This is a genomic window from Serratia ficaria (assembly GCF_900187015.1).
Classification (GTDB): Bacteria; Pseudomonadota; Gammaproteobacteria; order Enterobacterales; family Enterobacteriaceae; genus Serratia; species Serratia ficaria.
Map to the genome: position 1 here is coordinate 3,330,218 of NZ_LT906479.1, position 13,036 is coordinate 3,343,253.

Genomic DNA, 13,036 nt, shown 5'->3' on the forward strand with positions numbered 1-13,036 from the left:
CGCCCGATCAGGATGCCGGGCACTGCACCTTGGCGAGAGCATCCCGATAATTCTTCTCGTTTTTGCGCTCTATCGCCACCGTGGCCTCGCGGATATGCTGCTTATTGTCGCCAACGGACAGTATTTTGTTCGCCCAGTCGTTATCGGACGTTCCCGCTTGTTGATGGCAGACTTTCTTCAGCTCGGCCATCACCTGCTGTTTATGTTGCTCAAACTGCAGGGATTGCAATGCGGATTCAGCCAGCGCATTGCCGGAAGCCAGCAGGCAGACCCACAGTAAAAGTTTTCTTGATGCGGCCACGGAACGCTCCTTGGTTCAGGAAGGGTAAGATAGCTTTAACTATATGTTCTCCCTAAACAATGCGCAAACGGCGCAGCGAGCGGCAGCCCTGTGCCGCCGGTGACGATGGCTCAGCCGTTGATTTTTTCGGGGGGCAGCCGTTGCGCCACCTGGCGGTAGTGCTCCAGACGCTGTTTGAAATAGCGCCGCAGATGCTCGGGCTGCTCGGCCTCCACCAGCGCGGGCGTCACCGGCAGGTTCAACCGCTCCTTGCCCGCCACGCAGCTGGCCGCAATATCCGCATGCAGTTTGCCGACGTAATTGCCCGAATAACCCCGATAGTAAAGTGACATGCCGCCCCCTGAAGACCTCTAAATTTCGAGGCCGCATCCGCGCAGGGAACCAGCCTCACCCACCGAAATATAACCAAGTATATAACGATCTTCCAGCGCCGCCGCCGGATGAGAAGCGATATACAGCCGGAAAGGGATGTAATAGTATCCATCAATCATGATCTCAGGAGAGCGTAGTTGATGAAAAAGTTGATGTTTTCGGCGTTGGTAGCCACATCCGTTATTTTGTTGTCGGCCTGTTCGCCCGACAACGACAGCAAGATAAAGGTGGCGATCAATACCGGGCCGGATGAGGCTATCTGGCAGGAAGTGCAAAAGGTCGCGAAGAGCCAATACCAGCTGGATGTCGAGGTTATTTCCTTTAATGACTACGTTTTGCCCAATGAAGCCCTGAGAAATAAAGACGTCGACGCCAACGCTTTCCAGAGCCTGCCTTATCTGGAAGATCAATCGAAGGAGCGCGGCTATAAATTCGCCATTCTCGGCAAGACCTTTATTTTCCCGATCGCCGCCTACTCGCACAAAATCCGCAAGCTCAGCGAGCTGCAGGATGGCGCCACCCTGACCCTGTCCAACGAAGCCACCACCCTCGGCCGCAGCCTGCTGTTGCTGCAGGCGCAGGGCTTGATCAAGCTGAAGGACGGCGTCGGCTACCTGCCCACCACGCTGGACATTGTCGAAAACCCGAAAAAGCTCAAGTTCGTGCAAGTGGATACGCCGCAGCTGACCCGCACGCTGGACGACCCTAACGTCTCGTTGTCGATCATCAACACCAATTTCTCGGCGCAGGCCGGTTTGTCCGCCGCGCGCGACGGCCTGTTTATGGAAGGCGTCGCCTCGCCTTACGTGAATGCGCTGGTGGTGCGAGCAGAGGATAAAGACAGTGAAAAACTGCAGAAATTGAAAGCGGCCTTCCAGTCGAAGGGCGTCGAGGACAAAGCGCGGGACGTCTATAAGGGCGACGCCATTAAGGCCTGGTAATCTTCACCGGCACGGCGAACGCGCCTGTGCCGGGTCAGCTATCCCCGGAGCTACTGCTTGACAAGGTGTTCGATGCGGGCGTACTGCGGTGGGGATGGGCTATCTGTGACCGGGATCGTTGAAAGATCACTACGTAAGTGATTGAATAATGGCGGAGAGAGGGGGATTTGAACCCCCGGTAGAGTTGCCCCTACTCCAGTTTTCGAGACTGGTCCGTTCAGCCGCTCCGGCATCTCTCCTGACAACGCTTGCTATCATGCCCCTTTTTGCGGCATTTTTACAGTGTTAGCCTCCAGCCGAACGTTCAAGTGACCACTTTACGAGCAACCTGATGATTAAATGGCCGTGGAAAGCAAATCAACCCCAGGCGGATACGCAGGCCCAGTGGCAGGACGCGCTGGCGATCCCGCTGCTCTCGCCGCTGGACGAACAGGAACAGCGGCGGCTGGTGACGGTCGCCGGGCAAATCCTGCAGCAAAAACGTATCGTGCCGCTGCAGGGGCTGCAGCTGACGTCGCAAATGCAGGCGCGCATCGCGCTGCTGTTCGCCCTGCCGGTGCTGGAACTGGGGGCGGAATGCCTCGACGGCTTCAATGAAATCTTGCTCTACCCGTCGCCTTTCGTGGTGGAAGACGAGTGGCAGGACGATATCGGCCTGGTGCACTCCGGGCCGGTGGTGCAATCCGGCCAAAGCTGGGAACAGGGGCCGATCGTGCTCAACTGGCAGGACGTGCAGGATTCCTTCGATCTTTCCGGCTTTAACCTGGTGATCCACGAGGCGGTGCACAAGCTGGACATGCGCAACGGCGGCGTCGCTACCGGCATCCCCCCTATTCCGCTGCGCGAAATCGCCGCCTGGGAGCATGACCTGCACGCCGCCATGGACAGCCTGCAGGATGAAATAGACATGGTCGGCGAAGAGGCCGCCAGCATGGATGCCTACGCCGCCACCGATCCGGCCGAATGCTTCGCGGTGCTGTCGGAGTATTTCTTCAGCGCTCCCGAGCTGCTGGCCGAGCGCTTTCCGGCGCTGTACCAGCATTTTTGCCGCTTCTACCGCCAGGATCCGCTGGCGCGCCTGCTGCGGCTGCAGGCGGAATCCGACGCGCAGGCGCAGTAAATCGCCGCGCATTGCTCAGATACCGAGCAGTCGCGCCGTATTGGCCAATTTAGCGTTGACACGCCCTGGGCGGCTGGATATGATGCGCCCCGTTCACACGATTCCTCTGTAGTTCAGTCGGTAGAACGGCGGACTGTTAATCCGTATGTCACTGGTTCGAGTCCAGTCAGAGGAGCCATATTAAAAAAGCCCGCTCAGGGAAACCTGAGCGGGCTTTTTGCGTGTTTTAGCAAAAGAATCAGATAGTTCCATCAAATAACGATCTGCTTTTATTCTGAATCTCTCCAGTGATCCTTTGATCCGCCACCAGGAACACGCCTCTCAGCTCGCCTGACGGTTCGTTTTCCCTGTATCAAGAAGCGAACGTTGCAAACAATGGACGATAAATTCAGAGTTGAGCTGAGTAATATCAGGACAAAATTTTGGCAATTCTGTTACAGCCAACGCTCGGTTAAACACTCGTATAAGCCTTTTAAATGGTGAAGGGAACAGACAACGTTCCCTTTACTGACATATCAGAGCTTGTTTAATTCGGCGTGTGTGCCGGTAACCGGTTCGGTTGCTTTTTCCCACCGGTTAATGACCAGGGGAGCCACAATATTTCCAAGCACGTTTAAGGTTGTAGTTCCGCTGTCGATAATGCGGAATATACCGGCTATCAGCGCAACGGCATCAAGCGGAAGCCCCGCAGAGGCAAGAGTGGCAGAAAGAATGAGGATGGCAAAACCCGGTACGCCTGCGGCCCCCTTTGAGGTCAGCACCATGGTGACGACCAGGATAATCTGCTGCATCAGCGTCAGATCGATACCGTAAAGCTGCGCGACAAATATGGTTGCTACACCGAGAAATATCGATGCCCCGTCCAGATTAAAGGCATAACCAACCGGCACGACAAAACTGACGATGCGGCCCGGCACGCCGTAGCGCTCCAGCTTATACATCAGCTGAGGCATGACGGCTGCTGAAGCGGCGCTTGAGAAGGCCAGCACCAGCTCCTGGCGGAAATGTTTCACCAGTTTAAAGACGTTCTCACCGATCAGAGCACAGATACCGCCCAGCACAACCAGGGCAAATAATATCAGGCCCAGATATACCGTGCCGACAAGCTTGAGGAGCGGCAGAAGCGAGGCGAAGCCGAAAGTCGAAACGGTAGCGCCAATCATGCCGAATACGCCAACCGGGGCATACGCCATGACGATAGCAACCACCCGAAACATGCCGTCTGACACACTCTGCAGGACGCTGAGGATCGGAGCCGTTTTCTCACGTGGAAGTCCATTGAGCGCAAGACCAAACAGAACAGCAAAAAACAGCACCGACAGCAGTTTGCCCTCTGAGAGCGCCACGAACAGATTATCCGGAACAATGTTCTGCACGATCACCAGCGCACCGCGTGCCGGCTCCATCTTCATGTGCCCTTCACCGTGGGCCATTCCCTGTATACTGGTGCCTTCTCCCGGTGCAATCAGGTTGGCCAGCACCAGTCCGAAAACGATTGCTATCCCGGTGACCGTAAAGAAATATCCCAGCGATTTCACGCCCATCCTGCCAAAGGATTTATTATCACCACTTCCGGTGATACCCAGGATCATGCAACAGAAGACAATCGGCACCACGACCATTTTCATCATCTTGATGAAAATATCGCCGAGCGGCTTGAGAATTTCGTGACTGACCCACTGCTGATATTCGGGATGCGTGTTGAAATACCATCCCACCACGATCCCCAGTAAAAGGCCGATAACGATCTGCCAAACCAGTGTTATTTTTTTCATGTCCAGCCCTCAGATTAAACAGGGCAACCTCTGCCAGAAAGCGGCAGAAGTCACGCGAGATACATTCGGGTGAAAAGAGAGGTGGCACGAGCTGAAACCGTGCTCAGAGTATTATTTTGCGAAAAGCTGACTGATATCTTTGAACGCCTTAAATTCCAGCGCGTTACCGCAGGGATCAAACAGGAACATCGTGGCTTGTTCCCCGACCTGCCCCTTAAAGCGGATGTAGGGCTCAATAACAAATTGGGTGCCGAACGATTTAAGCCGTTCAGCCAGCGCCTCCCATTCGTCCCATTTCAGCACAATGCCAAAATGCGGCACCGGTACGTCATGGCCGTCAACGGGATTTGAATGCGCGCTTTCCTGAGACGCCGTTTTAGGATGCTCATGGATCACCAACTGATGACCATAAAAATCAAAATCTACCCACTGCTCGCTCGAACGCCCTTCGTTCAGTCCGAACACCTCACCGTAAAAATGGCGGGTTGCCTCCAGGTCATACACAGGAATTGCCAGATGAAAGGGAGAAAGGCTCATTAATACATCCTCATAAGAAAGTCGCTGCCTTCTGGCTGCGGAAAATCTGATTGATATTGAGTAATGCAACGCGCTGAGCCAGAACGGCGTCTGGTGTGACGTTAACATTACCGTCACAAAGGAGATTATAAATAATTTTCTTTGATTAAAATCAATATTTATCATTGTATAATACAAATTATATTTGTGTATTGGGTGACTTATGATCCGTGAACTGAAGACGTTTTTGATGGTGGCAAAAGAGGGAACCTTCGCGGCGGCGGGGAATAAAATCGGTCTCACGCAGGCTGCTGTCAGCGCCCAGATGCAGCGTCTTGAAGCGGACTTAAACTTTGCTCTGTTTGACCGATCAGGGAGAAATGCACGCCTCAACCAGAAAGGGCTGCAGCTCGTCACCCAGGCGCAGGAACTGCTGACGCTGTATGACGGTCTGGGCGAGAGGCTGACCCGGGCTATTCCCGGCAAAATCGTGACGATTGGCGCCATTGCTTCCGTACAGCGCACCCTGCTTCCGGACGCGCTGACGTTGTTCAGTAAGCAGAGCTCCGGGTGTCGCACCCGCGTGATACCGGGGCTGTCGATGGATCTCATAAATCTCGTTGACGCCGGCGAAATAGACATGGCCGCCGTCCTGAAACCGCCTTTCGCCCTGCCGCAGGGCCTGCAGTGGAGCGCGCTGACCCATGAGCCTTTTCATCTCATCGTGCCGAAAGGAGTCGCGGGCGACGATATCGCCGGGCTGCTCAGAGAACGGCCATTTATTCGCTACGATCGTTCGTCCTTCGGCGGACGCCTGGTGGATCGTTTTCTGAGAGAGATGGACATTTCCGTCACTGAAATCTGTGAAGTCGACGAACTGGAGGCCATCCTTAAGCTGGTCAGTAACGGTGTGGGCGTCGCCCTTTTGCCCCAGATTGCCGCCTGGCACCGCTGGCCATCATCCGTCAGGGCACTCAGTCTGGGGCAGAAGATTTTTTATCGGGATGTGGGGCTGATTCACCGGCCGCTTGAGCGCCTTGACGATGACGTCAGGCGCATTTCTGAGCTGATTATCATGCAGGCAAGGCGGGACAGCCTGCGCAAGCCCCGTTAAATCATGTCACGGACGCTCATGCTTTTAACGATCAGCCCTGCGGAGCGCCGGGGGTACTCGCCGGCACGCCGGCGATGTTGACCGCATCTCCGGTCGTGTAGAAGTGACCGCCAGCAATATAGTGCAGGCTGCGCCAGTCTGCCGCTTTTATAAACTCATTCATCTTGCTGCTCCGCTGAAATTTTAACGGCCTTCAATAAAGTCAGCCAGGCTCCGGTGCCCTGACATAATCAGTTCCTGGACGATGGCCGTTATCTCCGGCGCTTTCTCGCGTGCGTGCGCCTCAAAGCTGGCCTGCCAGACAATGACCGTTTCGTCCCGCCCGGTCAGGGGAATAAGGCTGACGGTCGCCACATAGTCATCAACAGGCAGCGGCGATTCGATAAAGCGGTAAGAAAAAGCCTGACGCGTTTCATCAACCATCAGCAGTTGCTCACGAAGAATGTCGCCGTTCTCCAGCACCAGCCTGCGCTTGCAGCCCGGCAGCCCGTCCGGCTGATGGTCCTCAATTTCACTGCTGCGGATCGCCGGGTGCCATTCACTGATGCGGCCAAACTGGCGGAGCGTTTGCCATACCCGGTTCGCATCAGCGGCGACGGTGGCGTTAAATTTTACGACTGACATAGCGGTGCCTTTTATTGTGTTACGCGTTTTCCGGCCATGTCGGCCGCGCGAATGATGGAAATGCCCGGCTGCGGATTCAGCGCGGACTGTATAAGGCGGGCGGCGATTTCTGCTGCCGGGTTGAGACGCCAGCGGCGCGGTAGAAACGGTGCGAAAACCCTAAGGGCGAGTTTCAGCGCCATTTCCCCCGGGCGCACCTCTTTCCTGGCCCCCCCGATAACGCCGGGCCGGACGAAGGTCAGCGAACGGAAATTCTCCTGCAAGAGCGCCTGCTCAAGCTCTCCTTTTACGCGGTTATAAAAAAAGCGCGAATCCGGATCTGCCCCGGCAGCCGAGGTCAGGGCAAAGGTTGAGGCGCCCAGGCTCTGCGCCAGGCGGGCAAATGCCAGCGGATAGTCGTAGTCAACCTGCCGGAAGGCGTTCCGGCTTCCGGCTTTGTGCATCGTGGTGCCAAGTGCGCAGATCACCGCGTCCAGCGTTCCTTCCTGCACACAGGTGCGCATATCCTCAAAACTGATTTGGGGATTGATAAGCGTCTTTCCGCCGGCAGCGTACGGAGGAAGTGGCTTTCGCGTGGGGGCGATAATGACACTGACGGCGGGATTGGCCAGCGCCTGGCGAAGGACATGGCCGCCCACCAGCCCGGTTGCACCCAGCAGCAACAGGCGGCTCACCTTACCGGCCCGCCATTTTCTGCACGGCTTCCCGAACCGGAACCTCGCCGGCAGTCAGCTCGATAATGATGCGACTGACGCCGGGCTGTTCAATGATTTCAGCCAGGGTGGCCGCCACATCATCACGGGAAACATCCCCATAAGGAATAGCGAGGCCCGCATGGACAAGGCCCGTGCCGGGCTCGTCCCGCAGCGTGCCAGGTCGTAATATCACCCAGTCGAGAGCGCTTTGCGCCAGCGCCACGTCGGCCATTTTTTTGACGCGCATATAGTTCTCGAACGTGTCAGACACTGACTGACCCCGTGCGGCCTCCGGGAATGCGGAAACCAGCAGAAAGCGCGACACCCGGGCCTTCAGGGCAGCGGCAACGGCGGTTTTCAGCCCCTCGCCATCTACCGCGTTGGTCATTTCCTGGCCGCCCTTACCGCCGGCGCCGGCCGTAAATACCACCACCTCACTGCCTGTCAGGTATGCAGCCAGCGCATCCTCATCCAGCTCGGTCAGGCTTCCGCTGACCGGCTCAGCCCCCTGCTGGCGTAATAACGTTTCCTGCTCTGGTTTGCGGCAAAGCGCCCGGACATCATGTCCGTTATCCGAAAGGATCCTGCTCAGGCGCCGGCCTATCTGGCCTGCGCCACCGATAATGAAAACACGGGTCATTACGTTCTCCTTGCCCTGTCATGAGGCGGCGGTAATCGCCGCGTTATCAACCTTCAAACTGATGGTACACTTTGGCGATCACCTGCCAGCGTCCGTCAATCTTAATCAGTGTCAGATAATCGTTATAGTCCGCACCTATAGCGTCATTTTCCATATCAACCCGCACTACTGCGGTAGTCGGCGTGATAGCCAACACATCGAGGCGGGTTACGATATCCGGCGCGCTGCCGTTCTCGCGAACAAAGGCGTACAGGTTCTCCACCGGCCCGCCCAGCAGCCTGCCGTTGGTAAAGCCGTACATCACCGCATCGTTATGAAAGGCTTCCGCCACCGTTTCAGCTTCACCGGTGCGCAGTCCGTCAACGTATCTCTCAGCCGTTTCCGTAACAGCCCGGTAATCGGCAGTGGGTACCGCTTTGATATTTTTACTCATCTTACTTTCCTCTTATTGGCAGCATGCAGGAACTGCACGCTGCATCAGTCAACGGGCCGGGCCGTTATCAGGGGGCGACGTGGGTGTGGTAAATCTTGCTGACCACGGTCCAGCGACCGTTCACCTTCAGAAGGTTGAAAAAGTCGGTGAAGCGAAAGCCCGAAATGTCGTCAGTGTCGATGCGGGCACTGGCCGCCGTACCCACGATATCTACACGCACAATGGCCGCTTTGGCTTCGGGTGAAGGACGGAAGGCGGTATCGATGGTGTCAAACAGCCCCTGAATCGGACCTCCGCTGAGATGGCCGTTCCCGTCAACGCCGAAAATAGTCGCCTTATCGCTGAAAGCGGGCTTCATCAGTTCGCTCTTCGCCTGCTTACCGCCTTCGCTGTACTGATTAAGCACGTCTACGATGGCGTTATAGTCCTGCACGTAGGTTGTGTCGCTCATGTTTATGTCTCCGTTTTAATAAACCGGGTATCCGTTCAGATACCCATTTTTCGTCTGATGCACCGTTGCAGCAGATAAAGCAATACCAGGCCCAGCGCGGCGACCGCCGCACCGGTTAACACACCGGTGTTCTGCATCATTTCCAGGGGTGAAAAATCCCCCCGCGCAAGCACCCCCACGTCTGATACGGTGGCACCCGCACTGGCGTAGATAAAGGTTCCCGGAATAAGGCCGGGCATCGTGGCAGCCAGATATTTTTTAAAATGCATGCCGCTCGCCCCCAGCCCATAGTTCAGGGGCGCAAACGGCACCACTGAGCTCAGACGGAGCAGCAGAACAAGCACAATGCCATTGTGCTGCGCCAGAGAAAGCACCCTGCTCAGGTTGGTGCTCCTGACGGCCCCTTTCGCAACATGCGGAAAGAGGCGGCTCCTGGCCAGCCCGAAAGCCAGCAATGAAGAGGTGATACCGGCCAGCAGGGCTATCAGCGTTCCGCCCGTGGCACCAAACAGCCATCCCGACAGTGCAGTCAGTAATGAGGCCGGGAAAAACAGTAGCGTGGCCGCGACAAAAACGGCGAAAAACAGCACCGCCCCCACCCCGCCGGCAGCCTGAAGATAGAGACTCAGAGATGAGATAAGGTTCGCCATCAATTTCCTGTGTTTTGTAGTGATCGCTATGTAATGTTATTATTGTATAGTGATCACTACGTAAACTGTCAAGCGAATCATTGAGACCTCCCTGCATGAAAAATCGTGATTTACCCGAAGCCGTGGAAAAACCTAAAGGCAGGCCGCGCAGCTTTGACCGTGACAAGGCGCTGCTCAAGGCTCTGGATCTGTTCTGGCGTAAAGGCTTTGAGCCGGCGTCGGTTGCCGAACTCTGTGCCGCAATGGAAATCAATCCGCCCAGCCTGTATGCGGCCTTCGGCAATAAGGCAAAACTGTTCCTTGAGGCGGTAAATTACTACGAGCGGGTATACTGGAAAGCGACCTGGGAGCGGCTCGAACAGACGCCGGACATCACTCAGGCCATTGATCGGTTCTTCAGCGAAGCGACAGAGATACTGCTCTCACCCTCAGCACCCTGTGGCTGCATGGTGGTACTTGCGGCGATTAATGTTTCAGCGGACTCGACCGATGTCATCAGGGCGGTCAGCGTTCTCCGGCAGGAGGGAAAAGACCTGTTTGAAAAACGGCTGGGCAGAGCGGTGCGGGAAAATCAGCTGCCTGCGGGAACAAATACCGCTGCCCTGGCTACCGTTCTGAATACGTTGCTTGAAGGGATGTCAATTGAAGCGAAAGACGGCGCCACGCCCGAAAGCCTGAAGCTGACCGGACAGCACGCCATCAGGCTGCTGCCGCCGCTGAATGCCTGAACGCACGAAATGCCACACAACACAACTAGACGACCGGTCAGTTTTTTACTAGAGTACCCGGACTATGAAAAAACACACGACAGACATACGCCAGCACATCATTGATGTGGCGAGGGCAATTATTACGCACAAAGGTTACAGCGCCGTCGGAATTGCTGAGATTGTCCAGGCCGCCGGCATCCCTAAAGGCTCGTTTTATTATTACTTTAAGTCTAAAGAAGATTTTGCCGAAGCGCTGCTGGAGCACTATTTCAGCCACTATCTGGGTGAGGTAGACATTCAGCTTAATGGCAGCGGGCCAGCCCGTGAGCGTCTGCTGCGCTACTTCACTTTCTGGAAAACGACCCAGGGCGCAGACCTGCCCGAAAGTAAATGCCTCGTCGTCAAGCTGGGCGCAGAAGTCTGCGATCAGTACGACAGCATGCGACACGTTCTGGCAAAAGGGACGCACGATATCGTGCAGAAAATTGCTCAGTGTATCCGTGAGGGCCAGGAAGACCGCTCTCTCCCGGCGGTTGCGGATGCCGGGGAACTCGCCGAAGAACTCTATCAGCTCTGGCTTGGTGCTTCCCTGATGGCAAAAATTCATGATCCTGATAAAGCGTTTGATAAAGCGTTGAACGCCACTCTGCGGCTGCTCGGGTAGCCGTATTTTTTTTACCTTAAAACTAGACGACCGGTCAACTATTATGGAGTTTATATGACTGACAACAGTACCCGTACCGATTTATTTTCACCCGTTACGATGGGGATGCTTCAGCTGGCTAACCGCATCGTGATGGCCCCGGTGACTCGCAGCCGTTACGGCGAGGACGGCGTGCCTGATGAACTGCATGCGACTTATTATGCACAGCGCGCCGGCGCGGGCCTGATTATTTCAGAAGCCACCAACATCTCAGCGCAGGGCCGCGGCTATGCGGCTACCCCGGGGATCTGGAGCGAAGAGCAGGTGACTGGCTGGAAAAAGGTGACTGACGCCGTCCACGCTGAGGGCGGAAAAATCGTCTGCCAGCTCTGGCACGTGGGCCGTTTTTCAAGCGTTGAGCTGCAGCCCAACGGAGAACGCCCTGTGGCACCTTCCGCAATCAAAGCAGAGGGGCAGACCTATACCGTCAACGGTTTCGTGCCGGTTTCCACCCCGCGAGCGCTCGAAACAGAGGAAATCCCCGGCATCATTGAGCAGTACAAACGAGCGGCAGAAAACGCCCTGCGTGCCGGCTTTGATGGCGTAGAAGTGCACTCAGCAAACAGCTACCTGCTCGATCAGTTCCTGCGTGACTCCACCAATCACCGCACTGACGCCTATGGCGGCTCAATTGAAAACCGGGCCCGCCTCACGCTTGAAGTGACAGAAGCCATCGTCGGCATCTGGGGCAATGAGAGAGTGGGCATTCGCCTCTCGCCGGTGACCCCTGATGCCGGTAATACCCCGCCGGACAGCAACGTCATGGCGATGTACGGTTACCTCATTCAGCAACTGAACCGGTTTAACCTGGCGTACCTGCACTTTGTTGAGGGGGCGACGGCCACTTCCCGCGACGTGCCTGCCGACGTGGATATGGATGCGCTGAGCGCGCAGTTCGACGGGCCGTTTATCGGCAACAACAACTATGACCTTGAGATGGCCATCAGCCGCCGGAACGCAGGAATTATTGATGCCGTTGCCTTTGGTCGCCTGTTTATTTCCAACCCGGACCTGGTGAAACGTCTGCGTTACGGTGCCGAACTGACGATTGCGCCGAAAGAGGCGTATTACGGCGGCGGGGCTAAAGGCTACACCGACTGGCCGGAAGGCCATTACTGATATACCACACGGGCGGGGATCCCCCCGCCTCCTGTACCTGATAAAGAAGGACAATAAAATGAATCACCTGCAGAAAAAAACGGCTGTCATTACCGGTGCGTCATCGGGCATTGGCGCAGCAACCGCCCTGGAACTTGCACGGCACGGCGTGAATATCGTGGCGGCCGCGCTGGATCAGGATGGCCTCGACAGGTTAGTGAAGAGCATCAAAGCAGAAGGCGGTGAGGCAGTTGGCCTGGTGACCGACGTGACTCGTCTGGAAGACGCACAAGCGCTGGCAAAATACGCCACTGAGACCTTCGGTTCGGTCGATATCCTGATCAACAATGCCGGCCTGATGCTTTTCTCCAGCTGGAGCGATGTGGTGTGGGAAGACTGGAACAAAATGGTGGACGTCAACGTGAAGGGTTACCTGAACGCCATTGCGGCCGTGCTTCCGGGAATGCTGGAGAAAAAAGACGGACAAATCCTGAATATGGCGTCCGTGGCAGGCCATCAGGTTGATGCAGGCGCGGGCGTTTACAGCGCGACCAAGTTTTTTGTGCATGCGATGACCGAGTCGATGCGCAAAGATTTAGGCGTGAATAAAGGCATTCGCGTGAACACTATCAGCCCGGGTGTCATTAATACGGGCTGGGCGGATAAGGTAAGCGATCCTGAAGGCCGCAAGGTCGCTCAGGAACTGACTAAAATTGCTATCAGCCCGCAGGATGTGGCCAGTGCTGTGGTGTATGCGCTAAATCAGCCGCAAAACGTGACGGTCAATGACCTGATTATTTCACCCACCCGGCAGAACTGGTAATAAGGCAAGTCCAGTCAGAGGAGCCATATTTAGAGAAGCCCGCTCAGGGAAACCTGAGCGGGCTTTTTGC

18 protein-coding genes and 2 tRNA genes are annotated in these 13,036 nt (G+C 55.9%); 8 read left to right on the forward strand and 12 right to left on the reverse strand.

What is annotated here, in order from left to right; translation table 11 throughout:
* Positions 1-7: 7 nt before the first annotated feature.
* Entirely contained in the window at positions 8-301 is a 294-nt protein-coding gene (locus tag CKW09_RS15785; RefSeq protein ID WP_231922069.1) for a YicS family protein, read from the reverse strand.
* A gap of 110 nt (positions 302-411) precedes the next feature.
* The gene (locus tag CKW09_RS15790) at positions 412-633 is read right to left on the reverse strand and encodes a DNA polymerase III subunit theta (RefSeq protein WP_095098207.1); all 222 of its coding nucleotides are present in this window, start codon (positions 631-633) and stop codon (positions 412-414) included.
* 180 nt (positions 634-813) lie between these two features.
* Here CKW09_RS15790 and CKW09_RS15795 point away from each other — a divergent pair, with 180 nt between their 5' ends.
* Entirely contained in the window at positions 814-1,614 is an 801-nt protein-coding gene (locus CKW09_RS15795; RefSeq protein WP_061797425.1) for a MetQ/NlpA family ABC transporter substrate-binding protein, read from the forward strand.
* Positions 1,615-1,763: 149 nt separating this feature from the next.
* Here the strand turns inward: CKW09_RS15795 and CKW09_RS15800 are convergent.
* Positions 1,764-1,853: transfer RNA gene (locus CKW09_RS15800), tRNA-Ser, on the reverse strand.
* 92 nt (positions 1,854-1,945) lie between these two features.
* Between CKW09_RS15800 and mtfA the strand changes: the two genes are divergently transcribed.
* Positions 1,946-2,734, forward strand: a complete 789-nt coding sequence (gene mtfA / locus CKW09_RS15805) for a DgsA anti-repressor MtfA (RefSeq protein WP_061797427.1) — start codon at positions 1,946-1,948, stop codon at positions 2,732-2,734.
* 102 nt (positions 2,735-2,836) lie between these two features.
* Positions 2,837-2,912: transfer RNA gene (locus CKW09_RS15810), tRNA-Asn, on the forward strand.
* A gap of 337 nt (positions 2,913-3,249) precedes the next feature.
* On the opposite strand, the gene CKW09_RS15815 is transcribed toward CKW09_RS15810, so the two are convergent.
* Positions 3,250-4,509, reverse strand: coding sequence for a cation:dicarboxylate symporter family transporter (locus CKW09_RS15815; RefSeq protein ID WP_095098210.1), 1,260 nt, complete (start codon positions 4,507-4,509; stop codon positions 3,250-3,252).
* Positions 4,510-4,620: 111 nt separating this feature from the next.
* Positions 4,621-5,046 (reverse strand): VOC family protein, encoded by a 426-nt coding sequence (locus tag CKW09_RS15820; protein ID WP_095098213.1) that lies wholly within the window; start codon positions 5,044-5,046, stop codon positions 4,621-4,623.
* 202 nt (positions 5,047-5,248) lie between these two features.
* Between CKW09_RS15820 and CKW09_RS15825 the strand changes: the two genes are divergently transcribed.
* The gene (locus tag CKW09_RS15825; RefSeq protein ID WP_095098215.1) at positions 5,249-6,139 is read left to right on the forward strand and encodes a LysR substrate-binding domain-containing protein; all 891 of its coding nucleotides are present in this window, start codon (positions 5,249-5,251) and stop codon (positions 6,137-6,139) included.
* A 31-nt stretch (positions 6,140-6,170) separates the two neighbouring features.
* Here CKW09_RS15825 and CKW09_RS24950 read toward each other — a convergent pair whose 3' ends face one another.
* The 7 genes from CKW09_RS24950 to CKW09_RS15860 all read right to left on the reverse strand — a co-directional run bounded on the left by CKW09_RS24950 (position 6,171) and on the right by CKW09_RS15860 (position 9,632).
* A complete protein-coding gene (locus CKW09_RS24950) occupies positions 6,171-6,302 on the reverse strand; it encodes a hypothetical protein (protein WP_258873661.1) in 132 nt (43 codons plus the stop codon).
* Positions 6,303-6,322: 20 nt separating this feature from the next.
* Positions 6,323-6,763, reverse strand: a complete 441-nt coding sequence (locus CKW09_RS15835) for an SRPBCC family protein (protein WP_095098218.1) — start codon at positions 6,761-6,763, stop codon at positions 6,323-6,325.
* Positions 6,764-6,774: 11 nt separating this feature from the next.
* Positions 6,775-7,437, reverse strand: coding sequence for a Rossmann-fold NAD(P)-binding domain-containing protein (locus CKW09_RS15840; RefSeq protein ID WP_095098221.1), 663 nt, complete (start codon positions 7,435-7,437; stop codon positions 6,775-6,777).
* 1 nt (position 7,438) lies between these two features.
* Complete coding sequence (locus tag CKW09_RS15845; RefSeq protein ID WP_095098224.1) at positions 7,439-8,098, reverse strand: SDR family oxidoreductase; 660 nt, start codon at positions 8,096-8,098, stop codon at positions 7,439-7,441.
* 46 nt (positions 8,099-8,144) lie between these two features.
* Positions 8,145-8,531, reverse strand: coding sequence for a nuclear transport factor 2 family protein (locus tag CKW09_RS15850; RefSeq protein WP_095098227.1), 387 nt, complete (start codon positions 8,529-8,531; stop codon positions 8,145-8,147).
* A gap of 67 nt (positions 8,532-8,598) precedes the next feature.
* On the reverse strand, positions 8,599-8,982 hold the full coding sequence (locus CKW09_RS15855; RefSeq protein WP_095098231.1) for a nuclear transport factor 2 family protein: 384 nt from the start codon (positions 8,980-8,982) through the stop codon (positions 8,599-8,601).
* A 35-nt stretch (positions 8,983-9,017) separates the two neighbouring features.
* Positions 9,018-9,632: a TVP38/TMEM64 family protein gene (locus CKW09_RS15860; RefSeq protein WP_095098234.1), complete on the reverse strand. Its 615-nt coding sequence runs from the start codon at positions 9,630-9,632 to the stop codon at positions 9,018-9,020.
* A gap of 95 nt (positions 9,633-9,727) precedes the next feature.
* Here CKW09_RS15860 and CKW09_RS15865 point away from each other — a divergent pair, with 95 nt between their 5' ends.
* The 4 genes from CKW09_RS15865 (at position 9,728) to CKW09_RS15880 (ending at position 12,966) form a co-directional block, all read left to right on the forward strand.
* Complete coding sequence (locus CKW09_RS15865) at positions 9,728-10,360, forward strand: TetR/AcrR family transcriptional regulator (protein WP_095098237.1); 633 nt, start codon at positions 9,728-9,730, stop codon at positions 10,358-10,360.
* A 64-nt stretch (positions 10,361-10,424) separates the two neighbouring features.
* Complete coding sequence (locus CKW09_RS15870; RefSeq protein ID WP_167387253.1) at positions 10,425-11,006, forward strand: TetR/AcrR family transcriptional regulator; 582 nt, start codon at positions 10,425-10,427, stop codon at positions 11,004-11,006.
* A 54-nt stretch (positions 11,007-11,060) separates the two neighbouring features.
* Positions 11,061-12,164: an alkene reductase gene (locus tag CKW09_RS15875; protein ID WP_095098240.1), complete on the forward strand. Its 1,104-nt coding sequence runs from the start codon at positions 11,061-11,063 to the stop codon at positions 12,162-12,164.
* Positions 12,165-12,222: 58 nt separating this feature from the next.
* The gene (locus tag CKW09_RS15880; RefSeq protein ID WP_095098243.1) at positions 12,223-12,966 is read left to right on the forward strand and encodes an SDR family oxidoreductase; all 744 of its coding nucleotides are present in this window, start codon (positions 12,223-12,225) and stop codon (positions 12,964-12,966) included.
* The last annotated feature ends 70 nt before the right edge of the window (positions 12,967-13,036 follow it).